This window comes from Acidisoma sibiricum (assembly GCF_057837225.1).
This window is the reverse complement of record NZ_CM174445.1, coordinates 629573-655413: the sequence shown is the minus strand read 5'-3', so window position 1 is coordinate 655413 and position 25841 is coordinate 629573. Positions and strand designations below refer to the sequence as shown.

Below are 25841 nucleotides of genomic sequence, written 5' to 3'. Positions count from 1 at the left end.
CGCGCTTGTCCCGGCTTGATACCGTCGATCTGCGCCTGCTCCGCGTTTTCGCGACCGTGGTGGAAGCGCGCGGCTTTACCGCCGCGCAGACCATTCTGAATGTCAGCGGCTCCACCATCAGCAATCAGATCACGGCACTGGAGACGCGGCTTGGCGTGAAACTGTGCCAGCGCGGGCGGGCCGGCTTCAAGCTAACCGAGGATGGCGAGCTGGTCTTTGCCGAGGTGCAGAAGCTTTTCTCGGCGATCGACAATTTCGATCTGCGGGCCAGCGCGTTGCGCGCGCATATTCGCGGCAATCTCGTTGTCGGCCTGGTCGACAATATGATTTCGGATGAGCGCGTGCGGCTCGCCGCCCTCTTCAGGCAATTCACCTCCAGCATGCGCGATGTGCAGCTGTCATTGGAGATGAAGTCGCCCAACGAGCTGCTGCGCGATCTGCTCGACAATAAAATTCATCTGGCCATCGGCTCTTTCCCGCGCATCATGCTGGGGCCGGTTTATGTGAAGCTGTATGAGGAGACGCATGTCTTCTATTGCGGGCGCGGTAACCCGCTATTCGATCTTCCGCCTAAGCGCATCACGCGGGAGCTGATTTCGGCGCAACGCCTCGTCTCCCGCGGATATTGGGGCACGCGCGATACCAAGCAGCTTGGCGGCGGCCGCGGCAATGCGACGGTGAACAGCATGGAGGCCGGCGCCCAGCTGATCCTGTCAGGCGAATATATCGGCTATCTGCCGGAGCATTACGCGAAAGGCTGGGTCGCACGCGGCGAGATGAAGGCGCTGCTGCCGGAGGAGCTGACTTATGCAGCGCCTTTCGAGCTTGTCTATGACCGTGCTGTCGAGAAGCTGGCCCCGGCGCGGCTGTTTATCGAGCAGGTGCTGGCGCATTTCGGCGCCGAGCCCGGATAATCTTAGTTTTTGTCGTTGTCGTTGTCGCTTTCGACCGTGTCCTCGTCCTCGTCCTCCGCATCATCGTCGATGATGCACAGAATGGCGCCGACCCGGGCCACCTCATCCTCATCGACGACGATGGTCTTGAGGAAGCCGGTGGCCGGGCTTTCCAGATCCATATCCATCTTCGGCGTGCTGATGACGGCGATGACATCGCCGGCCTCCACCGGATCACCTTCCGAGACGGTCCAGGCGCGGACCTGCGCCTCTTCGATCTTTTCGCCCAGCACCGGCATGACCAGTTCGATATCCATGATCCGTTTCCTTTGCCCGCAGGCGTTCAATAAGGCGGCGCTTTGCGCGACTTTTGGGCCTTGGTGGCTTCCGTCCACCAGGCCAGATCATCGGCGAAGCGCGGGAAGGCGTGGCTGAGAGCCTCGCCTGCGCTGCCCGTGGGCAGGCCCGCGGCATCCAGCGTCGCCGCAATCGGCCCGACCGTCAGGGTCGAGGAAATGACCACCATGCCCATTTCGGACAGCGTGCAATGCCAGGCTGAATTCGCCCGCGCCCCGGACAGCCGGCCGGCCGAATAGCTGGCAATGGCGGCCGGGCGCCAGAACCATTCCTCCAGGAAATGATCGGTCAGATTCTTGAGGCCCGGCTGCAGGCCCCAGTTATATTCGCCGGTCACGAAGAGAAAGGCATCCGCGGTGCGGATCTTTTCTGCGAGCACCTCCATCGCCGCCGGCGCCTCGCCCTTGGGATATTCCTTATACATGCGATCCAGCATGGGCAGGCCCACGGCCTGCGCGTCGATCAGCTCGACGTCATTGCCGCGTTCGGCAAGGCCCCGCACCAGGTAATCCGCAAGCCGGATGCCCATGCGGTCGGACCTATACGATCCGTAAAAGACAAGAATGCGGTCAGCCATGGTGGCTCCTGGTCATGTTGGGCCGGCACGGCCTATTGGTCGAAACCGGCGCAGGCATCGACCGTGGTGACGCCGACCGCTTCCTGCTGGAATTCCTTCTCATAGGCCTTCATGACATGCAGCAGCTTGCCTGCGAGCGCAGTCGATTTGGGTGCGGCGACGGTGAGGATCTTGGTCGGATCATAATCCGTTTCGTGGTTTTTCTCATCCATCCACTGGCCTGAACCGTCGGCCACGGTAAAGCCGTCCGGGAAGGTGGGGGTGATGACCTTCGCCGTAAAATCGGCCCATTGCGCTTCCGTCACCCGGCCATGGTCGCCGATCGTCTCCCCGAAATAGAGGGTCGCGATGACCATGGGTGTCTGGCCGGTGACCAGGCAATCGGCGCGCGCGGCGGTGGGGACGAGGGCAAGGCCAAGAGCGGCCAGGCCAGAGAACAGGAAGGGCAGGGCGGCTGCACGCAGGGTCATGGAGAACGGGTCCTCATTCGCCGGAATTGGCGCTGGCAGAATTCCACCGCTTCGTGCCCGCATGCAATCTCCTCACGGCGTCTCGCGGCAGAAGCAGCCCTGGGCGTGGTCATCGACCAGGCCCACCGCCTGCATCCAGGCATAGACGATGACGGGGCCGACGAATTTGAAGCCGCGCTTTGTGAGCGCTTTGGAGATGTCCTGCGACAGCGGCGTCTGCGCGGCGAGCGTCACCCCGTCGCCGCGGATCGGGCGGCCGCCGGTGAAGCCCCAGGTGAAATCCGAGAAGCTCACGCCCTCGGCCTGCATGGCGAGATAGGCCCGCGCCCCGCCGATGGTCGCCAGAATCTTGGCCCGCGCGCGGATGATGCCGGGATCTGCCATCAGCCGCTCGACATCCGCGGGGCCGAAACCGGCTACCACCTCGGGCACGAAATTCTGGAAGGCGGCGCGGAATCCGTCGCGCCGGTGCAGGATGGTGCGCCAGGAGAGGCCGGCCTGGAAACCTTCCAGCATCAGCGTCTCCCATAGCAGCCGGCTGTCGCGGATAGGCTTGCCCCATTCCGCGTCATGATAGGCCGCCATCAGCGGATCGCTATTCGCCCAGGAACAGCGCAAGACGGAGCCGGCCGCCTTAGCCATGCATGCGGGACAGGAATTGCCGGCAGCGTTCGGATTTCGGGTTCAGGAAGACTTCGTCGGGTGTGCCCTCTTCCTCGATCTTGCCCTGGTGCAGGAAGACGACGCGATTGGCGACCTGACGGGCAAAGCCCATTTCATGGGTGACGACCAGCATGGTGCGGCCTTCGTCGGCCAGTTTGCGCATTACCGCCAGCACTTCGCCCACCAGTTCGGGGTCCAAGGCCGAGGTCGGCTCGTCGAACAGCAGCACGGCGGGCTCCATGCAAAGCGCGCGGGCGATGCCGACGCGCTGCTGCTGGCCGCCTGAGAGCTGGATGGGATAGGCGTCGCGCTTGGCAGTGAGCCCGACCTTTTCCAGCATGGCCTCGGCCCGCTCGGTCGCTTCGCGCCGGCTGAGGCCGAGCACATGCATTGGCGCCTCAACCAGATTCTGCACGACCGTCATATGGCTCCAGAGATTGAACTGCTGGAAGACCATGCCGAGTTCGCGGCGGATGCGTTCGACCTGCCGGGCATCGGCGGGTTCCTGGCTGCCGTCGCGCCGGGCGCGCATCTTGATGAGTTCGCCCTTGATGCGCACATCGCCCGAATTCGGCATCTCAAGCAGATTGATGCAGCGCAGGAAGGTGCTTTTGCCGGACCCGCTGCTGCCGAGGATGGCGATGACGTCATGCTCATAGGCCGTGAGCGAAATGCCCTTCAGCACCTCATGCGGGCCGAAACTTTTGTGCATGTCGTGAACACGTAACGCCTCCACGCCGGTCGTCAGGACGGGAGCTGCATTCTCTGTCTGCACGAGACCCATGCTGCGCTTACATCTTTCTGAGGAAAGCCGATTGATCCCCGCAAGAGGGCAGGCCTGTCAAGCGAATGACGCATTTTCACAAAAAAGACGTTTCGAGCGGCGTGGCGGCGTCACACCCGCTTGCTGCCGGGCGCATTTGGTAGCAGAGGGGCGGCGGCGATGGGATCGGTCGCGGCTTTTTGTGAACCGCATGGCCTGTCGCTTGCATGCCTGTCGCTTGCATTTCGATTATAGATTGCCTTTCAACGGTATCGGGCTGCTCGGGCGATTGCGCCCAGGCCAGCAAGACCAAAGGGAGACTACCTCATGAAGAAGCTTATGGCTGCCGGCGCAATGGCGGTGATGATGCTTGGCCTGACCGGAACCGGCCCGGCCCATGCCAAGGCCTTTACCGAGATCAAGTTCGGTGTGGATGCGACCTATCCGCCTTTCGAGAGCCTGTCGCCCTCCGGCCAATTCGTCGGCTTCGACATGGATCTGGGCCGCGCCATCTGTGAGCATCTGAAGGTCAAGTGCGTGTTCGTCTCGCAGACCTTCGACGGCATCATCCCGGCGCTGCAGGCGCGCAAGTTCGACGCCATCCTCTCCTCGATGTCGAAGACGCCCGAGCGCGCCAAGGCCATCGCCTTTTCCACCGAGATGTATAATGAGCCGACCAGCCTGATTGCCAAGAAGGGTTCTGGCATCACGGCGTCTGCCGATGGCCTGAAGGGCAAGACCGTGGGTGTCGAAGCCGGCACCATCCAGGAATCCTATGCCAATACCTATTGGAAGCCCAATGGCGTGAAGGTCGTCTCCTATCCCGGTCAGGATCAGGTCTATGCCGATCTTCTCACCGGCCGTCTGGACGCGTCGCTGCAGGATTCCGTCGAAGCCGATTACGGTTTCCTGAAGACCCCGAAGGGCGCCGATTACGCGCTCGTCGCCAATGTCACCGACGATCCGAAGGATGTGCTCGGCTCCTACGTCGCCATCGGCGTGCGCAAGAACGAGACGGCGCTGCTGGCCAAGATCGACGAGGCGATCGCCGCTCTGCACAAGGACGGCACCTACGACAAGCTGCAGGCGAAGTATTTCAACTTCAGCATCTACCAGCCGAGCGCGAACTAAAGCGGGCCCAAAGGGCATAGCTTTGGAGGGACCGCAGGCGGGTTGCCTGCGGTCCCTCGACCATGACTAAGACAGCGGCAGGCCAGAGTCGGAAGGGAGTTGCATGTTCAATTTGGCAGGCTATGGCCCGACCATTCTCGCCGGCACGCTGACGACGATCGAGCTTTCGCTCCTCACCCTTGTCGTCTCCTTCCTGCTCGGTCTGCTTGGCGCGTCCGCCAAACTGTCACGCAGCCGCACGGCGATCGGGATTGCGACCGTCTATACGACGATTATCCGCGGCGTGCCTGACCTCGTGCTGATGCTGCTGCTGTTCTATAGTCTGCAGATCTGGCTGAACGATCTGACCGATGCGCTGGGCCTGGATCAGTTCAATCTGGACCCCTTCACCAGTGGCGTCATTACCCTCGGCTTCATCTATGGCGCCTATTTCACCGAGACCTTTCGCGGCGCCTTTCAATCGGTGCCGCGCGGGCAGATGGAAGCCGCGCGCGCCTTCGGCATGCGCCGTTTCTACGCGTTCCGCCGCATCCTGTTTCCGCAGATGATGCGCTACGCCCTGCCGGGCCTGGCCAATAACTGGCAGGTCATTCTGAAGGCGACGGCGCTCGTCTCGATCATCGGCCTGTCGGACATCATCAAGGCGACCCAGGACGCCGGCAAGGCGACCTTTCAGACCTTTATCTTCTCCGTGCTGGCGGCCGTCATCTACCTTGTTTTGACAACGGCATCGAACGGCGTGCTGCTGCTGCTGGAACGGCGCTACGCCATCGGCGTGCGGAGGGCGGCCCTTTGATCGACATCATCCAGCAATACTGGCGGGCCTATCTTTACACTGACGGCTATACCATGACCGGCGTCGCGATGACGCTGTGGCTGCTGGTGATTTCCTGCCTGATCGGCTTTTGCCTCGCGATTCCGCTGGCCATTGCGCGCAATGCCAAGAATCCGTTTATCCGCGGGCCAGTCTGGCTCTATGTCTTTTTCTTCACGGGCACGCCGCTCTATGTGCAGCTGCTGATCATCTATACCGGCATCTACAGTCTGAGCATCGTCCAGCACACGAGCTTTCTGAATGCCTTCTTCCGTCAGGGCATAGATTGCACGCTGCTCGCCTTCGGCCTCAATACCGGGGCCTATACGACGCAGATCTTTGCCGGTGCGATGCGCGATATCGCTTTCGGCGAGGTGGAGGCGGCGCGGGCGATCGGCATGTCGAGCTTCACCCTTTATCGTCGCATCATCATCCCGAGCGCGCTGCGCCGGGCTTTGCCGATGTATAGCAATGAGGTCATCCTCATGCTGCATTCGACGACGCTGGCTTTCACCGCGACGGTGCCCGATATCCTGAAGATCGCGAATGACGCCAATTCAGCGACCTATCAGCCCTTCTGGTCCTTCGGCATCGCGGCCGTGCTGTATTTGTGCATTTCCTTCACGCTGATCTTCGCCTTCCGCCGCGCGGAATATCGCTTCCTGGCGTTTCTCCGGCGTTAGGGTGCAGGAAGCCGTGATAGGCCGCCATCCGCTGCCGTTGTCGAACAGCACTCATATCGGCATATGCGATCACAGCGGTGAGCGCATCGTGGCCGTACAGGACCTGACAGGGCAATTACAGGTGGATGGGCTCATTCGCCTATCCGAGAAGGACTTTGCGCAACTACCCGTGGAAATGGGTAGCTTCGTGCATTTCAATCTGGAGTTTACCCTCAACGAAATGGGGCGGCGTTACGCGATTGTGCCCTTGATCCGAGCCGGGCGGCGGCTTGACGATGGGCAGGAGGTGTTGCCTGTTATCGACCCCTCGCGGTCGCACTCAGGCCTTTGCACTGAAATTGTTCAGCATCTTCCGACCGGTGATGTGAGCGAGGCATATTTCGCCTTTTCGCTTCCGACGATACGAACCCATGCAGCGCTGAGAGCCGCACTTTCAGAACGCTATGGCCGGATGTTTCCCAATCTTTCGGATGACGCGCTGATGGCCCGAGGATGCGCCATCACCCGCATTGTTTTCGATCAATCATAACGGCGGTGCGCCCCGGCGGGTAGATGCGCGGGTCGGGGCCCGCGCATGACAGGGAAAAAGCGTTTCAGCCTTAGCCCCATTCGCCTCAGGCGCGCAGCAGCTGCTCGGCGAGCGTTGCCCAATAGGAAGCGCCGACCGGCAGCACCTCATCGTTGAAGTTGAACTGAGGGTGATGCAGGCCGGGCGCATCCGCGCCGCCGCCTGTGCCCAGCATGATGTAGCTGCCCTGCTTGACGTTGAGCATATAGGAGAAATCCTCGGCCCCCATGGTCGGGCGCGCCATCTCGGCCACACGCGCCTCACCCGAGACCGTCCTGGCCGCCTGGGCGGCGAGGGCGGTTGCCGCCGCATCATTCACCGTCGCCGGATAGTTGCGCTTGAACGCCACCTCTGCCACGGCGCCGAAGGCGGCCGCAATGCTGGTCGCGATGCGGATGACGCCCGCTTCAAGCACGTCGCCCACCTCGGGCTTGAACCAGCGCGCAGTGCCCTGCATGACGGCGCGCTCGGGAATGACGTTGGAGGCGTTGCCCGCGGCAATGCTGCCGATCGTCACGACCCCTGCCTCGGTCGGCTCCATATTGCGGGCGACGATGGATTGCAGCCCGGTCACGATATGGGCGGCGACCAGAATGGGATCGATTCCTTCATTCGGCTTGGCGCCATGTGCGCCCCGGCCGACGACGGTGATGGTGATCTCGCCGGTGGCCGCCATCACCGGGCCATTACGCCAGACGAAATGGCCTTCCGGCAGGCCAGGCCAGTTATGCAGACCGTAGATCTGATCCATGGGGAAGCGCTCGAACAGCCCTTCCTCCACCATCACCCGGCCGCCGCCGCCGCCCTCTTCCGCGGGCTGGAAGATGACATAGACAGTGCCGTCGAAATTGCGCGTCTCGGCCAGATAGCGCGCCGCGCCCAGCAGCATGGTGGTGTGGCCGTCATGGCCGCAGGCATGCATGAGGCCCGGCGTTTGCGAGGCATAGGGGACGCCCGTCTCCTCCAGGATCGGCAGGGCGTCCATATCGGCGCGGAGGCCAATGGCGCGGCCATTGTCGGCATTGCGGCCGCGGATGACGCCGACCACGCCGGTTTGGGCGATGCCGGTGACGACCTCATCGACGCCGAATTCGCGCAGCTTTTCGGCGACCACGGCGCTGGTGCGCGGCAGGTCGAAGCCAAGTTCGGGATGAGCGTGCAGATCCTGCCGCCATGCGGTCATATCGTCATGAAAATCGGCGATGCGATTGATGATCGGCATGGGGGGAACTCCAGTCTTAAAGGATCAACGTGCAGCGCGGTGCGGCGGGGGACAACCCCTAACCCACCGGCAGCGCCTCCAGTTCATGGCGCCAAGGCAGGTCCGCGCCCAGGCGGCCGCAGGTGAGTGCGGCGACGCCGGTCGCGGCCTGCAGCGCTTGGTCCAGCACAAGAAGCGGCAGTTCGCCGAGCCTGTCCAGCGTCAGGAAACCGGCAGCATGCAGCTGCCAGAGCAGCCCGGCCGTCATGCTGTCACCGGCGCCGACCGTATCGATCACCGCGACCCGGCGGGCCGGGCAATGCACGCGGCCCTGGCGCGTGAAGGCGGTGACGCCTTCGGCGCCCTGAGTCAGCACCACCAGTGCGGCGCCCGCGGCGAGCCAGGATGCGACGGCGTCCTCGGGCACCACATCGGGCAGGAGATAGGCAAGGTCGGCCACCGAGAGCTTGATAATATCGGCCAAGCCCAGCAGCGCCTGCATGCGCGCATGATAGCGGGCCGGGTCTTGCACCAGGCTTGGCCGGCAATTGGGGTCGATGGAGAGCAGGCGCTGCCCCTTCTGCGCCCGGAACAGGGCTTCCGCCTCATCGGCAACGGCATTGGCGATGAGCGGCACCGAGCCGATATGGAGAAGGTCGATGTGCGGCCCGATGGGCGGGGCCTCTGCCCGCCGCCACAGGCTCATGGCCGTATCGCGATCAAAGAAGGCGTATTGCGGCTCCGTGCCCGAGAGTTCGACGAAGGCGAGGGTACTGCCTTCCGGGCGATGGCTGACATAATCGAGCGATACGCCGGCCTCGGTCAGGCGCCGGGCGAGGAACTGGCCGAAGAAATCGGTCGATAGGCCGCCCATGAAGCCCACCGGCACGCCAAGCCGGCCGAGGCCGAGCGCGACATTGAAGCATGAGCCGCCGGCCACCGGCAGATAGGGCGGAAGCCCGCCCGGCGGCGCCGTTTCTGGCGCGGTTCCGGGCAGAAAATCAATGATCGCATCGCCGTAGATGAGGAGCATGGACGTCTCGTATTGATGGTATCAGACAGTAGAGCGCCGATCCGCGTGGCGAAAGATGCCCTGGCGCCTGCCTCGCTAAAGCCGTTGTGAACACCGCCGGTCTGATAGTTTGAGGATCAGCCCCATATCCGCTGTGGGGGCAGCCTAGGATTCGCCGCCGCCTTCGTGCTGCCATGACGAGACGGAGCAGATCTGCCAATGACATTTCAGTCTGGGCTTCACGCAAACCGTCCTGACACATCGGCCTCTGCGCCGGTATCCGGCCGGGATGTGCCGCGAGTTTATCTGTTTCACCCACTTCTTGCCGGCAGGATCGGCGATTGGGGCGCGTGGTTCGACCATGCCGCCGGCCTGGGCTTTACCCATGTCTTGAGCGCACCGTTCTTCGCCGGACCCAGCTTGCAGCTGCCGGCCGACTTTTCGCGGGTTTTCAGTGCGCTCGGCTGGGACGGATCGGCCGAGGAGGCCGTGGCCACCTATGCCAAGGCGGCACGCAGCGCCGGGCTTTCTCCCTTGCTGGATGTCTATCCCGGCCGCGTCGCGAGCGGCGCCGGTGCCGGTCTGTTCACGTCGCCCGCATCCGGTCATGCGCGCGATCCGCGGCATTACGCGGGTGTCGCGGGCGCGGCAGAGGCCGATTGGGGCCACCAAGCGGCTGAGCTGGGGGATTTTTGGGCATCCCATCTAAGTGGCTGGCAGGATCTGGGCATCGCGGGCTTCCGGCTGGATCTGAAGCAGATTGCCACCGCCCAGCGCGCGCCAATTCTGCGAGTGTTGCGCGAAACCGTCTCCGGCGCGCTGCTCGGCTGGACGCCCGGCTTGCCCTGGGGCGAGGTCCGGGCGCTTGCCGGCAGCGGCCTGGATTTCGTCTTCTCCTCCCTGCCCTGGTGGGATTTCCGCGCCGATTGGTTCTGGGAAGAGGCCGCGATGCTGGAGGGCATTGCGCCCACCATTGCGCCATTGGAAGACCCGTTCGGCACGCCGCTGGCGGCCTCCATCGGGGATCTTGGCCTGCTGGGCACGGCGCAGCGGCGGCTGGTGAATTTCGCCCGCGCCACCGGCCAGGGTCTGATGATGCCAATGGGCTTTGAATCCGGCGCGACCCGGCCCTGGGATGGCCGGCGCGGCTATGATCTGCCGCGGGAGAGCCTGCCGGACCTGGCTACCGCTTTGCGGCAGGTCACCGCCATTCCGGCCAGCGGCCGCACCGCGCGCATCGGCAGCCCGACCGGCGACGTCTTCTCCTTCGTACGCAGCGAGGCCGACCTGCGCTTCGCCGAGGAGGCCGAGCTGATGCTGTTCAACCCGTCCTTGCGGCGGCGCGTGGCTGCCCCCATCGAGAGCGCGATGACGGCGTTGAGCGGGCGGTTTGTCCCGAACGCGCCGATCGCCCAGGCGCCGGTGCTGGAACCAGGCGCGCTGCAAAGCCTGGTGCTGCGGGCGCATAGAACGCCGGTCAAACCGCGTCCGGCGCTGACCGCGACGGTGATCAAGGCCGCTGACCTCTCCCGCCGCGTCGCGATCGAGGCGGTCGCACCCGCGGTCGATGACGGGCATTTCGCGGTCAAGCGGCTGGCCGGCGAGATCGTGACCATTACGGCCGATATCCTGTGCGATGGGCATGATCAGCTGGCGGCCGCCTTGCATTGGCGCCGCGCCGAGGAGGATGCCTGGCAGCAGGCGCGGCTGAGCCTGGTCAATAACGACCGCTGGCAGGCGCCGCTGTTTCTGGCCGAGGTCGGGGTCTACGAATTCTTCGTCGAAGCCTGGCGCGACCAGTTCGCGACCTATCGCGACGAATTGGGCAAAAAGCACCGTGCCGGTATCGACGTGACGGTCGAACTGATGGAAGGCCGCCATTTGCTGCAGGCAGCCGGTGCGCCGATCGCGCCCGTGCTGACCCGCTTTGACCAGTCACGCCGCGAAGATCAGATCGCGCTGCTGCTCTCGGCTGAGCTCGCGCAGCAGATGATGGAAATCGATCCGCGTCCTTTCGCGACGCGATCGGCCATTCACATGATCGACGCCGACCGGCTGGAAAGCCGCTTCGCCAGCTGGTACGAAATCTTTCCGCGCTCGATGAGCGATGACCCCAACCGCCACGGCACGTTCCGCGATGTCGAGCGGCATTTGCCGCGTATTCGCGACATGGGTTTCAACGTTCTGTACTTCCCGCCGATCCATCCCATCGGTCACGCCAATCGCAAGGGCCCCAATAATACGTTGACGCCTGCTCCCTCCGATCCGGGCAGTCCCTATGCGGTCGGCAATGCGGATGGCGGGCATGATGCCATTCACCCGGAACTCGGCACGCTGGAGGATTTTCTGCATTTGCGGGAGGCCGCCGCCGCGCACGGTCTGGAACTGGCGCTGGACTTTGCCATTCAATGCGCGCCCGATCACCCGTGGCTGAAGCAGCATCCCGGCTGGTTTGACTGGCGGCCTGACGGTTCGATCAAATATGCCGAGAATCCGCCGAAGAAATACCAGGACATCGTCAATGTCGATTTCTACGCCAAGGACGCGGTGCCGGGGCTGTGGGTCGCTCTGGCCGAGGTGGTGCTGTTCTGGTGCGAACAGGGTGTGCGCATCTTCCGCGTCGATAATCCGCATACCAAGCCCTTTCCCTTCTGGGAGTGGCTGATTGCGGAAGTGCGCGCGCGCTTCCCTGGCACGCTGTTTCTGGCAGAGGCGTTCACGCGGCCCAAGATCATGAACCGTCTGGCCAAGATCGGCTTCAACCAGTCCTATACCTATTTCACCTGGCGCAATACGCGGGCGGAGCTGGAAGAGTATCTGACGACCTTGACGACGGGGCCGGAGGCCGATTTCTTTCGCCCGAACTTCTTCGTCAATACGCCGGACATCAATCCTGTCTTCCTGCAGACGTCCGGCCGGGCCGGTCATCTGATCCGCGCGGGCCTAGGGGCCACGCTGTCCGGTCTATGGGGCGTCTATTCCGGCTTCGAGCTTTGCGAGGCGACGCCGCTGCCGGGGCGCGAGGAATATCTCGATTCCGAGAAATATCAGATCCGAACGTGGGAATGGGACCGGCCCGGCAATATCGTGGCCGAGATCACGCTGCTCAACCGACTGCGCGCCCAGAACCCGGCGCTGCAATCTCATCTCGGCCTGCGCTTCCTGCCGTCCGACAATGAGCGCGTGATGATTTATGAGAAGTCGAATGCGGACCGCAGCAATGTCATCATTGTCGCGGTCAGTCTGGACCCGGTCAGTGCGCAAAGTGCCAATACCGAGATTCCCTTCTATCGCTGGCGCGTGCCCGACGATGGCGCATTGACTGTCACCGATCTGGTGCCGGGCCGCCGCCAGACCTGGCAAGGAAAATGGCAGCGATTCACGCTCGATCCGAGCTTCCCCTTTGCACTATGGCGCGTTGAGCCGGAGATTACCTGACCGTGGACAATATGACGCAGACTGCGACCATCCTGGAAGATCCGCTATGGTACAAGGACGCGGTGATCTATCAGCTGCATATCAAGTCCTTTTTCGACGCTGATAATGACGGCGTCGGTGACTTCAAAGGCCTGCTGCAGAAGCTGCATTACATCGCCGAACTTGGCGTCACCGCCGTGTGGCTGCTGCCTTTCTATCCTTCGCCGCGCCGCGACGACGGCTACGACATCGCCGATTACCGCTCGGTCCATGAGGACTACGGCGATCTGGATGATGTGAAGCGCTTCATCGACGCGGCCCATGCGCTGGGGCTGCGGGTGATTACCGAACTGGTCATCAACCATACCAGCGATCAGCATCCGTGGTTCCAGCGCGCGCGGATGGCGCCCCCCGGATCACCCGAGCGCGATTTCTATGTGTGGTCCGACACGGACAGTAAATATGCCGGCACGCGCATCATCTTCGTGGATACCGAGAAGAGCAACTGGACCTGGGACGATCAGGCCCAGGCCTATTACTGGCATCGCTTCTATTCGCATCAGCCGGACCTGAATTTCGACAATCCGGCCGTGCTGGATGAAGTCCTCAGCGTCATGCGCTTCTGGCTGGATCTGGGCGTGGACGGGCTGCGCCTGGACGCCGTGCCCTATCTTGTTGAGCGTGAAGGCACGATCAACGAGAACCTGCCCGAGACGCATGACATCCTCAAGCGCATCCGGGCGGAGATGGATCGGCATTCGCCAGGCAAGATGCTGCTTGCCGAAGCCAATCAGTGGCCGGAAGATGCGCAGGTCTATTTCGGCGATGGCGACGAATGCCACATGTCGTTCCACTTTCCGCTGATGCCGCGGATGTATATGGCGATCGCGCGCGAAGACCGTTTTCCGATCACCGATATCATGCGGCAGACGCCCGATATTCCCGACAACTGCCAATGGGCCATTTTTCTGCGCAATCATGACGAGCTGACGCTGGAGATGGTGACCGACAGTGAGCGCGACTATCTGTGGGAGACCTATGCCCATGACCGCCGCGCGCGCCTGAATCTGGGCATTCGCCGCCGTTTGGCGCCGCTGCTGGAGCGTGACCGCCGGCGTATCGAGCTGATGAACACGCTGCTGCTGTCCATGCCGGGAACGCCCGTGATCTACTACGGTGACGAGATCGGCATGGGTGACAATATCCATCTCGGTGACCGTGACGGCGTGCGCACGCCCATGCAGTGGTCTTATGACCGCAATGGCGGCTTCTCCCGCGCCGATCCGGCGTCCCTCGTGCTGCCGGCGATCATGGACCCGCTCTATGGCTTCCAGGCGCTGAATGTGGAGGCGCAGGAAAGCGACCGGCATTCCCTGCTGCATTGGACCAGGCGGATGCTGGCCGTGCGGAAGGCGCATCCTGCTTTCGGCCGCGGCACGTTGCGCTTCCTGTATCCGGGTAATCGCAAGATCTTCGCTTACTTGCGCGAAATTCCAGGCGATGACGGGGAAACTGTCCTGTGCGTCTGCAACCTGTCGCGTACCGCGCAGGCGGTGGAGCTTGACCTATCGACGCTTACCGGCCGCGTGCCTGTCGATATCGTCGGCGGCTCGATCTTTCCGCCGGTGGGGCAGCTGCCCTATCTGCTGACCTTGCCGCCTTATGGCTGCTTCTGGTTCCTGCTGGCGCAGCAGGCGGAATTGCCGTCCTGGCATACGCCGGCACCGGAATCGCTGCCGGAATTCGCGACGCTGGTGGTGCGCAACGGCGTGACAGACATTGCGCTGCCTGCCGCGAAGCATGTGCTGGAAAGCGAGTCACTGCCCGCCTATGTCGCCAAGCGCCGCTGGTTCGGTGCCAAGGGCGCGCGCATCGACCGTCTGGCGCTCGCCTATACCGTGCCTCTGCCGGGTGCGGCGGATGTGCTGCTGGCGGAGATCGTCTGCGAAAGCGGCGGCCAGACCGATCGCTATGTTCTGCCGCTGGGCATTTCCTGGGAAGGGGAGACGGCACCGGCTTTGGTGCAGCAGCTCGCCCTGGCGCGCGTGCGGCTGTTCCGCCGTGTCGGCCTGTTGACGGATGCCTTCGCGCTTGATGCCTTTGCGACCGGCATTGTGGCTCATCTCATGGGCCGCAGCCGTATTGCTATTCCCGGTGGCGAAATCCGTTTCGAGCCGAGTTCCATCGCGGATAACCTGACGCTGAATGACGCGCCGGAGATCCGCCGGCTGTCAGCCGAGCAGTCCAACAGCTCGCTGGTCGTGGGCGATGAATTCGTCGTCAAGCTGATCCGTCATGTCAGCCCCGGCATCAACCCGGAAGGCGAGATGACGCGCTACCTGACGGAGAAGGGTTTCGCCAATACGGCCACCCTGGTCGGCGAAGTGCTGCGCGTGGATGATGACGGGTCACCCAACACGCTGATGATTGTGCAGAAATTCGTGCGCAACCAGGGTGACGGCTGGAGCTGGACGCAGGATTACCTGACCCGTGCGGTCGGCGAGCTTGCGCTGGTCGGCCCGCAGGAGGGCGCCGAGGAAGACCTGTTCGGTCAATATACGACCTTCGCCCGCGCGCTCGGCCAGCGCCTGGGCGAGCTGCACGCGGTGCTGGCCGAGCCGTCCGGCGATCCTGATTTCGCGCCGGAAGTGGTGGATGCCGCCATGGCGGAGGAATGGGCGGAGTCCGCGATCGAGCAGATCACACTCGCCTTCACTTTGCTGCGTGAGCGGACGGACTGGCCGGACGCGGGCACCGAAGATCTGGCCCGCGATGTTCTGGCCCAGCAGGAGGCGCTGATCGCCCTGGTACGCGATCGGGCGCGCCAGGGTATCGGATCGCTGCGCACCCGCATCCATGGCGACTTCCATCTGGGCCAGGTGCTGGTCGTGCAGAACGACGCCTTCATCATCGATTTCGAGGGCGAGCCCGCGCGGCCGCTGCATCAGCGGCGGATGAAATCCTCGGGCTTGCGGGATGTCGCGGGCGTGCTCCGCAGTCTTGACTATGCAACGGCCACGGCGGCCACGGCTCATGCCACAAATGCTCTGTCACCCAACGCGGCCGAACGGCACAGCATTCTGCTGGAACAGTTCCGGCTGGATGCGGAGGACGCGTTGCTGGGCGCCTATCGCGAGGCCTTGGCCGCTTCCGCCAATCCTTGGGTGCGGCCGGAGGCTGAGACGGCCCTGCTTGATCTGTTCCTGATCGAAAAGGCGGCCTACGAAATTCGCTACGAAATCGCGAACCGGCCGGCTTGGCTCGCGATCCCGCTGCGCGGTCTGCATGACATTGCCGCCCGCTTGCTGACACCGGAGCCCGTGGCATGAGCGCAATTTTGACGAATGCGCATGCGCCTGATGCGGGCGCGGTTGAGGCGATCGTCCAGGCGCGCCACGGCGATCCCTTTGCGGTGCTGGGGCCGCATGAGGTGGCGCAGGGATGCGCCATCCGCTGCTTCCTGCCCGGCACCATCAAGGTCGAGGTTCTGTCGCATGACAGCAGCCAGTCTCTGGGCGAGCTGGAATTGCTGGATGCGGCCGGTTTCTGGAGCGGTCTTATTCCCGCCCATGTGCCCTATCGCCTGCGGGTGACGCGGCCGGACAGTCTCGTAGTCATCGATGATGCCTATGCGTTCGGGCCGGCGCTGGGCGATGTGGATATCTATCTTCTGGCGGAAGGACGGCACCGGGAAATCGGCCGTGCGCTGGGCGCTCATCTGACGCGGCAGGATGGTGTCGATGGCACGCGCTTTGCCGTCTGGGCGCCGAATGCGCGCCGCGTGTCGGTCATTGGCAGTTTCAACGACTGGGACGGGCGGCGGCATCCGATGCGCTTTCATCCCGGCGGCGGCGTGTGGGAAATGTTCGTGCCCGGCGTCACCGCGGGCGCGGTCTATAAATACGAAATTCTGGGGCCGCAGGGCTGGGTTCTGCCGCTGAAGGCGGACCCGGTGGCGACGGCCGCTGAAATACCGCCGGCGACCGGCTCCATCGTCACCGATGACCGTTTCGTCTGGACCGATCACGACTGGATGGAAACGCGGCAGGCGCGCGCCAATGCACATGACGCGCCGATCTCAGTCTATGAGGTGCATGCCGGGTCCTGGGCACCGGAGGGCGGCGAGGGCGTGGATGTGTGGAGCGAGCTGGCTGAAAAGCTCGTTCCTTACGTCCTTGCCATGGGCTTCACCCATGTCGAGTTCATGCCGGTGATGGAACATCCTTTCGGCGGCAGCTGGGGCTATCAGCCGCTGGGCCAGTTCGCGCCGAGTGCGCGGCTGGGTAGCCCGGACAACTTTGCGCGCCTGGTCGATCGCTGCCATCAGGCCGGTATCGGCGTCATTCTGGACTGGGTGCCGGCGCATTTCCCCGGCGACGCGCATGGTCTGGCGCAGTTCGACGGCACGTCGCTGTATGAGCATGCCGATCCCAAGGAAGGGTTCCACCAGGATTGGAATACCTACATCTATAATCTGGGCCGCAACGAAGTGCGCGGCTTCCTGATCGGCAGCGCACTGCATTGGCTGGAGCATTATCACGTCGATGCGCTGCGCGTGGATGCCGTCGCCTCGATGCTCTATCGCGACTACAGCCGCAAACAGGGTGAGTGGGTGCCCAATATCTATGGCGGCCGCGAAAACCTGGAGGCGATTTCCTTCATCCGCGAGCTGGCGGAGATTGTCGGCAGCCGCTGCCCCGGCGCGTCGCTGATGGCCGAGGAAAGCACGGCCTTTCCGGGCGTCAGCCGGCCGGTACACGAGGGCGGCCTGGGTTTTGACTACAAATGGAATATGGGCTGGATGCACGACACCCTGCATTACATGCAGGAGGACAGCATCAATCGCCGCTGGCACCATGATCAGATCGCCTTCGGCCTGGTCTATGCTTTTTCCGAAAACTTCATTCTGCCGCTATCGCATGATGAGGTCGTCTATGGCAAAGGATCGCTCATCGAAAAGATGAGCGGCGATCCTTGGCAAAAATTCGCCAATCTGCGCGCCTATTTCGGCTTGATGTGGACGCATCCCGGCAAGAAGCTGCTGTTCATGGGTGGGGAGTTCGCGCAGGAGCGGGAATGGAACCACGACCGGCCGCTGGATTGGTGGCTGCTGGACCGGCCGGCGCATAGCGGCGTGCAGCAGCTGGTGAGCGACCTCAATGCGGTCTACCGCAATCACCCGGCGCTGCATCGGCGCGACACCCGCGGCGACGGATTTGCCTGGGTGGTGCTGCATGACAATGACCAGAGCGTTTTCGCCTATCTGCGTTACGGTGAGGAGGGCGACCGGCCGGTGCTGGTTGTCTGCAATTTCACGCCCGTGCCGCGGCATGGCTATCAGCTTGGCGTGCCCCGTGCCGGCGCCTGGCAGGAAGTGCTGAATACGGATGCCGAGCGCTATGGCGGCTCCAATCTCGGCAATGGCGGTTGGGTCGAGGCCGCGCCCCAGGCCTGGGGCGACTATCCGGCCACGCTGACGCTGACCCTGCCGCCGCTCAGCACCACCATCTTCGAGGCCGCCTGATGGCGGGTCATGAAACGGCGGAGCGTCAGCCGGATGAACACTTCATGCGCCGGGCCATCGCCCTCGCGCGGGAGGCCGGGAATGAGGGTGGGGCGGTGCCGATCGGCTGCGTCATCGTGCGCGACGGCGTGATCATCGGCGAAGGTGTCAACGAAGTCGCCCATCAGCATGACCCCACCGCGCATGCCGAAATCGTTGCGATCCGCCGCGCGTCCGCGGACAATGCCACGCTGCGCGGTGCGACGCTGTATTCCACCCTGCAGCCCTGTGGCATGTGCAGCATGGCGTCCATCTGGTCGCATCTGTCGCGCATCGTTTATGGCGCCGAGCGGCATCAGGTCCATGAGATGTATTTCGAGGACCGGCATTATGATACAATGGATTTCATCCGCGACGCTTTTCGTGGCGATCTGACCTTCACGGGTGGCGTTCTGGGCGACGACTGCGCGGCGCTCTATTACCGGCCAGGCGATCAGGTTCCGCGAGAAGAACAGGGGAATATATGACGGCGCTGCAGGTCAAACGTATTCTGGAAACTGCGCTTTATGTCGCCGATCTTGATGCGTCCCAGACCTTTTATGCGCAAGTCTTTGCTTTTGCGCTGCTGTTCCGGGACCCGCGCATGTGCGCGCTGGATGTGCCGGGGCGGCAGGTGCTGCTTCTGTTCAAGCGGGGCGGCAGCGTGACCCCCAGCGAGACGCCCTTCGGCACGATCCCGAGCCACGACGCGCAGGGCGTGCAGCATTTGTGCTTTTCCATCGATCAGGACGAAATCGCCAGCTGGCAGACCCATCTGGAGAGCCTGGGCATTGCGGTGGAAAGCCGGCTGGTCTGGCCCAAGGGCGGCACCAGCCTCTATTTCCGCGACCCGGACGGCCACTCGCTTGAAGTGGGCACGCCCGGACTTTGGGCCAATGACCCGATGGGTTGAGCGGTCACCCAGCCAGGTCTGCGACGCTGCCGCGGGCGCCTGATTGCGTCAAGTTGTTATAGGCCTGCGTCACGCCATCCACGAAGCGGCGATTGTCCGGCAGGTCAGTGCCGAAGACCTCCGTGAGCCCAATGACGGCGCGCACGCGGCCGGCGGCATCGGGTGCCGCGTCCTGCACCGCGCGCAGCGTCGCCGCCAAGGGGTCTCGCACGTCGATCGGCGCACCCGTCTCATCCACGCCGCCGACATAGCGTATCCAGCCTGCGACCACGAGGGCGAGGCAGGGCAGCGGCAGGCCGCGCGCTAAGCGTTCGCGGATGGTGCCAAGCAGGCGCTGCGGCAATTTCTGGGATCCGTCCATGGCGATCTGCCAGGTGCGATGACGGATGGCGGGATTGCTGAAGCGCTCCTTCAGCGCCGCGACATAGGCGAGCAGATCGGTCTTGGGCGGTGGCGGCACCACGGGCACGATCTCCTCTCGCCACAGCCGCTCCACAAAGCCGGCATAGGCCGCATCCTGCATGGTATCCGCGATCGTCTCATGCCCGCCGAGATAGCCGAGATAGGCGAGTGCGGAATGCGCACCGTTGAGCAGTCTCAGCTTCATATGCTCGAAGGGTTCGACATGTTCCACGAACTGCGCGCCGCCTGCCTCCCAGTGCGGACGTGCGCCACCCACGAAACGATCCTCGATGACCCATTGCCGGAAGGGTTCATGCACGACGGGCGCGGCATCCGCGAAGCCGGTCAATCGTTCGACCTCGGCGATATCGGCCTCCGTCGTCGCGGGCACGATACGATCCACCATGGCGCAGGGGAATTGTCCATTCGCCGCGATCCAGGCCGCCAGATCGGGCCGGACTCGCGTGGCGAATTCCTGCACGAGGCCGGAGACGACATGGCCGTTGGCGGGCAGATTGTCGCAGCAGAGCACGGTGAAGGGCGGCAGGCCGAACGCTTGGCGGCGGCGCAGCGCTTCGACCATGAAACCGATCGCGCCCTGGGGACGGCTTGGATTGGCGAGGTCATGCGCCACCGTCGGATGCGCCCAGTTCAGCCGCCCGGTCGCCGGGTCATGGCAATAGCCTTTTTCGGTGATGGTGAGCGTCACGATGCGCGTCTCCGGCGCGCTCATCGCCGCCAGCACCACTTCGGGGTCTTCGGGTGCCACGAGGACGCCGGTCAGGCAGGTGACCAGCCGGGGCATGTTGCCTTCGGGCCGCCGCTCCAGCGCTGTGTAAAGAAAGTCCTGCAGCGCCAGATGATCCCGCTGGTCGGGCCGCTGCAGGCTGACGCCGAGAATGCCCCAATCCCGCGCGCCGGTATCTTCGGTGTAAAGCGCCAGATGGGCGCGGGCGAAGGCGCCAAGGCCGAGATGGACGATGCCCGTGGTCCAGGGGGATTGGTCTTCTGTTCTGTGCAGCCGCATGACGTGTCCCTTGGTCGAAGCGCCAGGACCGGACGTGCTTTGAGCCTGTCCCGGCAATGCGCTAGCCTATCTGCGCCAGTCTAAATTGGTATATCAGCAAGGGATAGGGCGATGTTCGTTGCCATGAACCGCTTTCGCGTCATCAAGGCGGAGGCCGGGGCCTTTGAGGAGCGCTGGATCGGGCGGGATAGCCAGCTGCATGCCGTGCCCGGCTTCGTGAGTTTCAACCTGCTGCGTGGGCCGGAACGCGAGGATCATATCCTGTACGCTTCGCACACCATCTGGAAGGATTACGCGGCCTTCGAGGGCTGGACGACGTCCGAAGCCTTCCGTCTGGCTCATGCCGGGGCCGGCGGGTCTAAGCCGCTGACGCTCGGCCACCCGGAATTCGAGGGCTTCGAATCCGTGGGCGGGGCTGAGCGGGGCGAGCAGCCGGCCTAACGGGTTAGAATCTTCTGCATGAGCAGCAGGTCGAGCCAGCGGTCGAACTTGCGGCCGACTTCCGGCATGCGGCCGACGGTGGTGAAGCCGAATTGCTCATGCAGCCTAATGGAGACGTCATTATCCGCCGAAATGGCGCCGACCATGACATGCAGTCCGGCCGCCGTCGCGTGGTCGAGCAGGGCGGACAGGAAGGCGCGGCCAAGTCCGCGGCGCTGAAAGCGGCCATCGACATAGATGGAGTGCTCAACCGTCAGCGCGTAGCCGCCATAGGCGCGGAAGCTGCCGTAGCTCGCGAAACCGGCGATCTCGCCCTCAATCTCGCTGACCAGAACGGGCTGGCCGGCGTCCTGCCTGTCCTGCCACCATTGCAGGCGGGCTTCGAGCGTGGTCGGCACGGTCTGCCAGCTGGCGGTGGTGTGGTCGATGGCGTGGTTGGTGATCGCGAGAATGGCCGGCAGATCCTGCGCGGCGGCTGGGCGGATGGACAAGGGCTGCTCCTCTGCTGCCGCCCGCGCCTAGTCGGCAGCCTCTGCGACCTCGGGTAGGGCGACGCTGCCAGCCCGCTTGCCAGAGATCAGCCAGTCCGACAACCAGCGCGCGGCGGGGCCGAGGGTTCTGTCGGTGCGGTGGATCAGACACATGGACAGTTCTACCCCGCCGCCGCAATTGCCCCACTCCTCCAGCCGGATCATGCGGAGACGCCCGGCCGCGATATCGGCCTCCACCATATGGAAGGGCATGCCCCCCCAGCCGAGGCCGCCGAGCAGCATGTCATGCTTGGCGCCGAGATCGCCGATGCGCCAGTTGCGCCGCGAGAGCACGCTGTAATCCCGCTTGTCGGTGCGGCCGGAGGGATCGGTCAGGACGAGCTGGACGTGGTTCTGCAACTCATTGGTGGTGACAGGCCCGTCGATCGCGGCCAGGGGATGGCAGGTGCTGGCCACGGCCACCATGCGGACGGTCTCAATCTCATGCTGCACCATGCCGCTGCCCTGTGCCGCGAAGGTCAGCGCGATGCCGATGGTGCAGGTGCCGTCTGCCACCAGATTCGGCGTGGCCCCCATGGAGGCGACATAAATACGGGTCGGCACGGTGGGGTAGCGTTCGCCAAAGACACGCAGCCCATCGACGATGCGGTTCATCGGAAACATCGCGTCGATGACGATGGCAAGTTCTGGCTCCAACCCCTGGGTGATCCCGCGGGCCTGATCGGAAAAGGCGCCGACTTCGCTGATGATCCGCGCCGCGCGCGGCAGCAGCGCCGCCCCTGCCTCGGTCAGGCTTGGGCGATAGGCGGAGCGGTCGAAGACGGAGACGCCGAGCTGGTCCTCCAGCTTCTGGATGGCGTAGGTGACGGCCGATTGTGCCCGGTTGAGCTGGCGGGCAGCAGCCGAAAAACTGCCGGTTTCGGCCACGGTGACGAAGACGAGGAACTGGTCGAGGGAGAGGCCGGAGAGGTTCATACAGACACTCTATCGAATTTCTAGATGAACTTCAGCTGATTTTTATCAGTTTCTTCTGGGGGCCGGTTTCTTCTATGAGTGTTGCCATCAACCTTTCCCGGGGATTTCGATGGCCCAACTTCTAGTGATCGAGAGCAGCGCCAATCTCGCCAGCTCGGTCAGCCGCGATCTGACCAACGCTTTTGTGGCCGGCTACAAGGCAGCCCATGCCGGCGCGACCGTGGTGACCCGCGATCTCGTCACCGATCCGGTGCCCCATCTCGGCGTTGATCTGATCGGTGGCTTCTTTGGCAAGCCGGAAGAGCGGACCGAGGCGCAAGCCGCCGCGATCACGCTGTCCGACACGCTGATCGATCAGGTCGAGGCGGCGGATGTCATCGCCCTTGGCGTGCCGATGTATAATTTCGGCATCCCGTCGACGCTGAAAGCCTGGATCGACCATATCCTGCGCGCCGGCCGCACCTTCAGCTATACCGAGAACGGCCCGCAGGGTCTGGTGACCGGCAAGAAGGTCGTGCTGCTGCTGGCCTCAGGCGGCGTCTATTCCGACGGTCCCTATAAGCCCTACGATTTCCAGGAGAGCTATCTCCGCGCCGTGCTCGGCTTCATCGGCCTGACCGATGTCACCGTCGTGCGCGCCGAAGGCCTGGCCTTGGGGCCGGATGCCGCGGCCAAGGCCGTGGCTGAGGCGAAGTCTGCCGTCGCCGCACTCGACCTCTGATTTTCTGACCTCGTCCCAGACCAAGGATAGACCATGATTCGCAAGATCCTGCTCGGCACCGCCATGGTAGCCGGCCTCGCCGCCGCCGCGATTGCTCCCGCTTCCGCTCAGGTTGTAACCACAACCGCCGCGAAGGTGCCGGCCGGCACCTATAACGTCGAGCCCTATCACACCCGCATCCTCTTCGCGGTGTCGCATATGGGCTTCACGACCTGGTACGGTAACTTTTCGTCCGCCAGCGGCACGCTGAATTTCGACCCCAAGAACCCGGCCAAGAGCGCGCTCTCCGTCAGCTTCCCGACGGATAGCGTCAGCACGACCAACACCAAGCTGGACGGCGAGCTGAAGAGCCCAATGTGGTTCGATGCCGCCCAGTTCCCGACCATCACCTTCAAGTCGACCAAGATCATCGTCATCAGCCACGGCAAGGGCGTGATCGAGGGTGACCTGACCTTCCATGGCGTGACCCATCCGGTGACACTGACAGCGCATTTCAACGGCGGCGGCACTAACCCGCTGGACAAGAAATACACCATCGGCTTCGAGGCGACCGGCTCTCTGTCCCGCGCCGAATTCGGCGTGAAGACCTATGAGCCGCTGATCGGCGACAAGGTCGAGCTGCTGCTGAGCGGCGCCTTCGAGCTGGCGCAGTAACACCTGTCTGGCTGAACGGAGCGCGATCGCCATGGCGTCCCTGAAAACCTCTTTTTCGGAACGCTATACGGCGGTCGCGATCCTGCTTCATTGGCTAATCGCGCTGGGTATTCTGGCGCTGATCGTCATCGGCCTGCTGATGACGCAGTGGCCGAATGCGATCGGCCCGATGGAAACCTTCAAGCTGTTCCAGCTGCATAAGTCGATCGGCATCACCGTGCTGCTGCTGGTGGTGATCCGGGTGCTCTGGCGCTTTACGCATAAGCCACCTCCACTGCCGGCCGATATGCCGGCCCTGGAGAAGGGTGCCGCGCATGGCCTGCACTGGCTGCTGTATATTCTGATGCTGGGCCTGCCGCTGACCGGCTGGGCCGTGGTCTCCTCATCGCCATTCAACCTGCCCACCGTGCTCTACAACCTAGTGCCCTGGCCGGATCTGCCGGTGCTGCCGCATCTCGCCAATAAGGGCGCCGTCAGCCACGTGCTGGGCTGGGTGCATGCCTATGGCGCGTGGACGCTGATCGGCCTGCTGGTCGTTCACGTGGCTGCCGTCTTCCGGCACCAGATCATCAAACGTGATACTATACTGGCGCGCATGGTCCCGGGCCTGAGGCCCGCCGGCCGCCGCCAATAACCGTCTATCCGCAACCGACAGGGACGGATCATCATGCTTCGCTCATTGGGACTCGCCGCCGTTCTTCTGGCGGGCGCCAGCCTCTCTGCCCGGGCCGCGACCTGGACGATCGACCCGGCGAAGAGCCAGCTCGGCTTCACCGGCAGCCAGAGCGGCACGCCGTTTTCGGGAAAGTTCGGCAAATTCTCCGGCACCATCGTGTTTGATCCGGCCAGTCCCGGCGCGGGCCATGCCGATATCACGGTCGAGACCGGCAGTGCGACGACCGGCGACCAGCAGAAGGATGGCGCCTTGCCAGGGTCCGACTGGTTCGCGGCCGATAAATTCCCGACGGCACATTTCGTCGCGACCAGCTTCAAATCGACCGGTACCGGCACCTATGAGGCGGACGGCCAGCTTACCATCCGCGGCATCTCCAAGCCGCTGGCGCTGCCCTTCACGCTCGCCATCAGCGGCGACACCGCCAAGGCAGACGGCAAGGTGCAACTTGTCCGCACCGATTACGGCGTCGGCCAGGGTGCCTGGGCGTCGTCGCAATATGTCGCGCTCGAAGTGGCCGTGACCGTCGCCATCGTTGCCACAAGGACCGCGCCATGAGCACCCCCGGCCGGCTGCCGACCTATTTCGTGCCGCATGGCGGCGGTCCCTGCTTCTTCATGGACCCGCCGCCCGGCGGGCCGGGCACCTGGGACCATATGGCGGATTTCCTGCGCAGCCTGCCCGGCGACCTGCCGGAACAGCCGCGCGCCATCCTGGTCATCACTGGTCATTGGGAGACGCAGGGTCTGGCCGTCACGACCGGCGCGCATCCTGGCCTGATCTTTGACTATTTCGGCTTTCCCGACAGCACCTATGAGCTGACTTATCCGGCGCCGGGTGACCCGAAACTGGCCGGGCAGGTCGCCGATCTGCTGGAGGCGGCGGGTTTCCCGGTCCTGTTCGATGCCGAGCGCGGCTTCGACCACGGCATGTTCATTCCGCTGAAAGTGGCCTTCCCGGAGGCCACGATTCCGGTGGTGGAGCTGTCTGTGCGCAAGGATATGGACCCGGCCGCGCATATCGCCATCGGCCGCGCCCTGGCGCCGCTGCGGGATGACGGCGTGCTTATTCTGGCGACCGGCATGAGCTACCACAATCTGCGCGGGTTTTTCGCCGATGACCCGCGGGTCGAGGCGATTTCGGAAGCGTTCGACACCTGGCTAGCTAAGGCCGTCTGCCAGAATCAGGCGAGCCGCGAGGCCGCGCTGATCGGCTGGGAAGGCGCCCCCGGCGCCCGGATCTGCCATCCGCGCGAGGAGCATCTGATTCCGCTGATGGTGGCCGCCGGCGCGGCGGGGGCCGATCAGGCTCGCCACGCCTATTCGGATGTCGTGCTGGGCAAGAAGCTGTCGGGCTTCCGCTTCGGCTGACCTGCGCCAGGTTGAGGTGCAAACGCCCCCAAACTTGTCATGCCCGGCCTTGTGCCGGGCATCCAGGCCTGTAGGCGCCTGTA

26 protein-coding genes are annotated in these 25841 nt (G+C 63.8%); 16 read left to right on the top strand and 10 right to left on the bottom strand.

The annotated features are described in order from the left end of the window. Window positions 1-5: 5 nt before the first annotated feature. Window positions 6-914 carry a LysR family transcriptional regulator gene (locus AC3G7M_RS03140; protein ID WP_489214267.1) on the top strand — a complete coding sequence of 303 codons (909 nt, stop codon included), beginning with the start codon at window positions 6-8 and terminating at the stop codon, window positions 912-914. Between the two features lie 2 nt (window positions 915-916). Here AC3G7M_RS03140 and AC3G7M_RS03135 read toward each other — a convergent pair whose 3' ends face one another. The 5 genes from AC3G7M_RS03135 to AC3G7M_RS03115 form a co-directional block, all read right to left on the bottom strand. Next, window positions 917-1210, bottom strand: a complete 294-nt coding sequence (locus AC3G7M_RS03135) for a lipoyl domain-containing protein (protein WP_489214266.1) — start codon at window positions 1208-1210, stop codon at window positions 917-919. Between the two features lie 26 nt (window positions 1211-1236). After that, a complete protein-coding gene (locus tag AC3G7M_RS03130) occupies window positions 1237-1827 on the bottom strand; it encodes an NADPH-dependent FMN reductase (protein WP_489214265.1) in 591 nt (196 codons plus the stop codon). Window positions 1828-1859: 32 nt separating this feature from the next. Further along, window positions 1860-2297 carry a DUF3574 domain-containing protein gene (locus AC3G7M_RS03125; RefSeq protein ID WP_489214264.1) on the bottom strand — a complete coding sequence of 146 codons (438 nt, stop codon included), beginning with the start codon at window positions 2295-2297 and terminating at the stop codon, window positions 1860-1862. 72 nt (window positions 2298-2369) lie between these two features. Further along, entirely contained in the window at window positions 2370-2939 is a 570-nt protein-coding gene (locus AC3G7M_RS03120; protein WP_489214263.1) for a DNA-3-methyladenine glycosylase I, read from the bottom strand. Then, a complete protein-coding gene (locus AC3G7M_RS03115) occupies window positions 2932-3744 on the bottom strand; it encodes an ABC transporter ATP-binding protein (RefSeq protein ID WP_489214262.1) in 813 nt (270 codons plus the stop codon). Before AC3G7M_RS03115 ends, AC3G7M_RS03120 begins: the two co-directional genes overlap by 8 nt. A gap of 306 nt (window positions 3745-4050) precedes the next feature. Between AC3G7M_RS03115 and AC3G7M_RS03110 the strand changes: the two genes are divergently transcribed. The 4 genes from AC3G7M_RS03110 to AC3G7M_RS03095 all read left to right on the top strand — a co-directional run bounded on the left by AC3G7M_RS03110 (window position 4051) and on the right by AC3G7M_RS03095 (window position 6880). Beyond that, entirely contained in the window at window positions 4051-4854 is an 804-nt protein-coding gene (locus AC3G7M_RS03110) for an ABC transporter substrate-binding protein (protein ID WP_489214261.1), read from the top strand. A 103-nt stretch (window positions 4855-4957) separates the two neighbouring features. Then, window positions 4958-5650: an ABC transporter permease gene (locus AC3G7M_RS03105; RefSeq protein ID WP_489214260.1), complete on the top strand. Its 693-nt coding sequence runs from the start codon at window positions 4958-4960 to the stop codon at window positions 5648-5650. Then, a complete protein-coding gene (locus AC3G7M_RS03100; protein WP_489214259.1) occupies window positions 5647-6351 on the top strand; it encodes an ABC transporter permease in 705 nt (234 codons plus the stop codon). Before AC3G7M_RS03105 ends, AC3G7M_RS03100 begins: the two co-directional genes overlap by 4 nt. Before the next feature lies 1 nt (window position 6352). After that, the gene (locus tag AC3G7M_RS03095; protein WP_489214258.1) at window positions 6353-6880 is read left to right on the top strand and encodes a hypothetical protein; all 528 of its coding nucleotides are present in this window, start codon (window positions 6353-6355) and stop codon (window positions 6878-6880) included. An 85-nt stretch (window positions 6881-6965) separates the two neighbouring features. Here AC3G7M_RS03095 and AC3G7M_RS03090 read toward each other — a convergent pair whose 3' ends face one another. Both AC3G7M_RS03090 and AC3G7M_RS03085 read right to left on the bottom strand, forming a co-directional pair. Beyond that, the gene (locus AC3G7M_RS03090) at window positions 6966-8141 is read right to left on the bottom strand and encodes a M20 aminoacylase family protein (protein ID WP_489214257.1); all 1176 of its coding nucleotides are present in this window, start codon (window positions 8139-8141) and stop codon (window positions 6966-6968) included. Window positions 8142-8199: 58 nt separating this feature from the next. Next, a complete protein-coding gene (locus AC3G7M_RS03085; protein WP_489214256.1) occupies window positions 8200-9153 on the bottom strand; it encodes a carbohydrate kinase family protein in 954 nt (317 codons plus the stop codon). 198 nt (window positions 9154-9351) lie between these two features. Between AC3G7M_RS03085 and AC3G7M_RS03080 the strand changes: the two genes are divergently transcribed. The 5 genes from AC3G7M_RS03080 to AC3G7M_RS03060 are packed head-to-tail and all read left to right on the top strand — an operon-like array spanning window position 9352 to window position 19004. Then, entirely contained in the window at window positions 9352-12570 is a 3219-nt protein-coding gene (locus AC3G7M_RS03080; RefSeq protein WP_489214255.1) for an alpha-1,4-glucan--maltose-1-phosphate maltosyltransferase, read from the top strand. An 11-nt stretch (window positions 12571-12581) separates the two neighbouring features. Next, a complete protein-coding gene (gene treS / locus AC3G7M_RS03075; protein WP_489215932.1) occupies window positions 12582-15878 on the top strand; it encodes a maltose alpha-D-glucosyltransferase in 3297 nt (1098 codons plus the stop codon). Continuing rightward, window positions 15875-18073: a 1,4-alpha-glucan branching protein GlgB gene (glgB, locus tag AC3G7M_RS03070; RefSeq protein ID WP_489214254.1), complete on the top strand. Its 2199-nt coding sequence runs from the start codon at window positions 15875-15877 to the stop codon at window positions 18071-18073. The genes treS and glgB overlap by 4 nt, the downstream gene beginning before the upstream one ends. Continuing rightward, window positions 18073-18579: a nucleoside deaminase gene (locus tag AC3G7M_RS03065; protein WP_489214253.1), complete on the top strand. Its 507-nt coding sequence runs from the start codon at window positions 18073-18075 to the stop codon at window positions 18577-18579. The genes glgB and AC3G7M_RS03065 overlap by 1 nt, the downstream gene beginning before the upstream one ends. After that, window positions 18576-19004: a VOC family protein gene (locus AC3G7M_RS03060; protein ID WP_489214252.1), complete on the top strand. Its 429-nt coding sequence runs from the start codon at window positions 18576-18578 to the stop codon at window positions 19002-19004. The genes AC3G7M_RS03065 and AC3G7M_RS03060 overlap by 4 nt, the downstream gene beginning before the upstream one ends. A gap of 4 nt (window positions 19005-19008) precedes the next feature. Here the strand turns inward: AC3G7M_RS03060 and AC3G7M_RS03055 are convergent, their stop codons facing one another. Continuing rightward, window positions 19009-20433: a mannitol dehydrogenase family protein gene (locus AC3G7M_RS03055; protein ID WP_489214251.1), complete on the bottom strand. Its 1425-nt coding sequence runs from the start codon at window positions 20431-20433 to the stop codon at window positions 19009-19011. 111 nt (window positions 20434-20544) lie between these two features. Here AC3G7M_RS03055 and hmuQ point away from each other — a divergent pair, with 111 nt between their 5' ends. Continuing rightward, entirely contained in the window at window positions 20545-20874 is a 330-nt protein-coding gene (hmuQ, locus tag AC3G7M_RS03050; RefSeq protein WP_489214250.1) for a heme-degrading protein HmuQ, read from the top strand. Here hmuQ and AC3G7M_RS03045 read toward each other — a convergent pair. Together AC3G7M_RS03045 and AC3G7M_RS03040 are read right to left on the bottom strand one after the other, a co-directional pair. Continuing rightward, window positions 20871-21365, bottom strand: a complete 495-nt coding sequence (locus AC3G7M_RS03045) for a GNAT family N-acetyltransferase (protein WP_489214249.1) — start codon at window positions 21363-21365, stop codon at window positions 20871-20873. The two genes, hmuQ and AC3G7M_RS03045, sit on opposite strands and share 4 nt — an antisense overlap. A 27-nt stretch (window positions 21366-21392) precedes the next feature. Further along, complete coding sequence (locus tag AC3G7M_RS03040) at window positions 21393-22340, bottom strand: LysR family transcriptional regulator (RefSeq protein ID WP_489214248.1); 948 nt, start codon at window positions 22338-22340, stop codon at window positions 21393-21395. A gap of 109 nt (window positions 22341-22449) precedes the next feature. Between AC3G7M_RS03040 and AC3G7M_RS03035 the strand changes: the two genes are divergently transcribed. The 5 genes from AC3G7M_RS03035 to AC3G7M_RS03015 are packed head-to-tail and all read left to right on the top strand — an operon-like array spanning window position 22450 to window position 25758. Beyond that, window positions 22450-23061 carry an FMN-dependent NADH-azoreductase gene (locus AC3G7M_RS03035; protein ID WP_489214247.1) on the top strand — a complete coding sequence of 204 codons (612 nt, stop codon included), beginning with the start codon at window positions 22450-22452 and terminating at the stop codon, window positions 23059-23061. Window positions 23062-23094: 33 nt separating this feature from the next. Then, window positions 23095-23715, top strand: a complete 621-nt coding sequence (locus tag AC3G7M_RS03030; RefSeq protein WP_489214246.1) for a YceI family protein — start codon at window positions 23095-23097, stop codon at window positions 23713-23715. A gap of 31 nt (window positions 23716-23746) precedes the next feature. Further along, window positions 23747-24349 (top strand): cytochrome b, encoded by a 603-nt coding sequence (locus tag AC3G7M_RS03025; protein ID WP_489214245.1) that lies wholly within the window; start codon window positions 23747-23749, stop codon window positions 24347-24349. A 33-nt stretch (window positions 24350-24382) separates the two neighbouring features. Next, entirely contained in the window at window positions 24383-24946 is a 564-nt protein-coding gene (locus AC3G7M_RS03020; RefSeq protein ID WP_489214244.1) for a YceI family protein, read from the top strand. After that, on the top strand, window positions 24943-25758 hold the full coding sequence (locus tag AC3G7M_RS03015; protein WP_489214243.1) for a DODA-type extradiol aromatic ring-opening family dioxygenase: 816 nt from the start codon (window positions 24943-24945) through the stop codon (window positions 25756-25758). Before AC3G7M_RS03020 ends, AC3G7M_RS03015 begins: the two co-directional genes overlap by 4 nt. The last annotated feature ends 83 nt before the right edge of the window (window positions 25759-25841 follow it).

What these genes read in the sequence shown, in the direction of transcription:
- AC3G7M_RS03080 (WP_489214255.1), top strand. Translation starts at nt 9,352, where the DNA reads ATGACATTTCAGTCTGGGCTTCACGCAAACCGTCCTGACACATCGGCC.
- AC3G7M_RS03020 (WP_489214244.1), top strand. Translation starts at nt 24,383, where the DNA reads ATGCTTCGCTCATTGGGACTCGCCGCCGTTCTTCTGGCGGGCGCCAGC.
- AC3G7M_RS03040 (WP_489214248.1), bottom strand. Translation starts at nt 22,340, where the DNA reads ATGAACCTCTCCGGCCTCTCCCTCGACCAGTTCCTCGTCTTCGTCACC.
- AC3G7M_RS03135 (WP_489214266.1), bottom strand. Translation starts at nt 1,210, where the DNA reads ATGGATATCGAACTGGTCATGCCGGTGCTGGGCGAAAAGATCGAAGAG.
- AC3G7M_RS03110 (WP_489214261.1), top strand. Translation starts at nt 4,051, where the DNA reads ATGAAGAAGCTTATGGCTGCCGGCGCAATGGCGGTGATGATGCTTGGC.
- AC3G7M_RS03090 (WP_489214257.1), bottom strand. Translation starts at nt 8,141, where the DNA reads ATGCCGATCATCAATCGCATCGCCGATTTTCATGACGATATGACCGCA.
- AC3G7M_RS03025 (WP_489214245.1), top strand. Translation starts at nt 23,747, where the DNA reads ATGGCGTCCCTGAAAACCTCTTTTTCGGAACGCTATACGGCGGTCGCG.
- AC3G7M_RS03060 (WP_489214252.1), top strand. Translation starts at nt 18,576, where the DNA reads ATGACGGCGCTGCAGGTCAAACGTATTCTGGAAACTGCGCTTTATGTC.
- AC3G7M_RS03130 (WP_489214265.1), bottom strand. Translation starts at nt 1,827, where the DNA reads ATGGCTGACCGCATTCTTGTCTTTTACGGATCGTATAGGTCCGACCGC.
- hmuQ (WP_489214250.1), top strand. Translation starts at nt 20,545, where the DNA reads ATGTTCGTTGCCATGAACCGCTTTCGCGTCATCAAGGCGGAGGCCGGG.
- AC3G7M_RS03105 (WP_489214260.1), top strand. Translation starts at nt 4,958, where the DNA reads ATGTTCAATTTGGCAGGCTATGGCCCGACCATTCTCGCCGGCACGCTG.
- AC3G7M_RS03115 (WP_489214262.1), bottom strand. Translation starts at nt 3,744, where the DNA reads ATGGGTCTCGTGCAGACAGAGAATGCAGCTCCCGTCCTGACGACCGGC.
- AC3G7M_RS03055 (WP_489214251.1), bottom strand. Translation starts at nt 20,433, where the DNA reads ATGCGGCTGCACAGAACAGAAGACCAATCCCCCTGGACCACGGGCATC.
- AC3G7M_RS03065 (WP_489214253.1), top strand. Translation starts at nt 18,073, where the DNA reads ATGGCGGGTCATGAAACGGCGGAGCGTCAGCCGGATGAACACTTCATG.
- AC3G7M_RS03120 (WP_489214263.1), bottom strand. Translation starts at nt 2,939, where the DNA reads ATGGCTAAGGCGGCCGGCTCCGTCTTGCGCTGTTCCTGGGCGAATAGC.
- AC3G7M_RS03125 (WP_489214264.1), bottom strand. Translation starts at nt 2,297, where the DNA reads ATGACCCTGCGTGCAGCCGCCCTGCCCTTCCTGTTCTCTGGCCTGGCC.
- AC3G7M_RS03015 (WP_489214243.1), top strand. Translation starts at nt 24,943, where the DNA reads ATGAGCACCCCCGGCCGGCTGCCGACCTATTTCGTGCCGCATGGCGGC.
- treS (WP_489215932.1), top strand. Translation starts at nt 12,582, where the DNA reads ATGACGCAGACTGCGACCATCCTGGAAGATCCGCTATGGTACAAGGAC.
- AC3G7M_RS03030 (WP_489214246.1), top strand. Translation starts at nt 23,095, where the DNA reads ATGATTCGCAAGATCCTGCTCGGCACCGCCATGGTAGCCGGCCTCGCC.
- AC3G7M_RS03035 (WP_489214247.1), top strand. Translation starts at nt 22,450, where the DNA reads ATGGCCCAACTTCTAGTGATCGAGAGCAGCGCCAATCTCGCCAGCTCG.
- AC3G7M_RS03085 (WP_489214256.1), bottom strand. Translation starts at nt 9,153, where the DNA reads ATGCTCCTCATCTACGGCGATGCGATCATTGATTTTCTGCCCGGAACC.
- glgB (WP_489214254.1), top strand. Translation starts at nt 15,875, where the DNA reads ATGAGCGCAATTTTGACGAATGCGCATGCGCCTGATGCGGGCGCGGTT.